Origin of the sequence: Lichenibacterium ramalinae (assembly GCF_004137085.1) — a bacterium.
In the GTDB taxonomy this organism is placed as follows: Bacteria; Pseudomonadota; Alphaproteobacteria; order Rhizobiales; family Beijerinckiaceae; genus Lichenihabitans; species Lichenihabitans ramalinae.
This window is the reverse complement of the sequence record NZ_QYBC01000073.1, coordinates 1-589: the sequence shown is the minus strand read 5'-3', so window position 1 is coordinate 589 and position 589 is coordinate 1. Positions and strand designations below refer to the sequence as shown.

The 589-nt window shown below is 67.9% G+C and carries 1 protein-coding gene; it reads right to left on the bottom strand.

Features of this window, described 5'->3' with window-relative positions:
* Nucleotides 1–589: FtsK/SpoIIIE domain-containing protein (locus tag D3272_RS27065; RefSeq protein ID WP_281011055.1), on the bottom strand; the 589-nt coding region annotated here is incomplete at both ends.

The following is a 589-nucleotide window of genomic DNA, read 5'->3' as shown; positions in this document are numbered from 1 at the left end:
CGTCGGAGACGAAGGGGCCGTGGACGCGGGAGATGCGCCCGCCGCCCGCCATGTAGAGCATGTCGCCCTGGCCGAGCAGTTGCTCGGCGCCCTGCTCGCCCAGGATGGTGCGCGAGTCGATCTTGCTCGTGACCTGGAAGGAGATGCGAGTCGGGAAGTTGGCCTTGATGGTGCCGGTGATGACGTCGACCGAGGGCCGCTGCGTCGCCGTGATGAGGTGGATGCCGGCGGCGCGCGCCATCTGCGCCAGGCGCTGGATGGCGCCCTCGATGTCCTTGCCCGCCACCATCATGAGGTCGGCCATCTCGTCGACGATGACGACGATGTAGGGCAGCACCGAGAGGCTCATCTCCTCGCGCTCGTAGACGGCCTCGCCGGTGTCCTTGTCGTAGCCGGTCTGCACCGTGCGGGAAATGCTCTCGTCGCGCGCCAGCGCCTCGGCCACGCGGGCGTTGAAGCCGTCGATGTTGCGGACGCCCACCTTGGACATCTTCTTGTAGCGGTCCTCCATCTCGCGCACCGCCCATTTCAGGGCCACGACGGCCTTCTTGGGGTCGGTGACGACGGGCGTCAGCAGGTGCGGGATGCC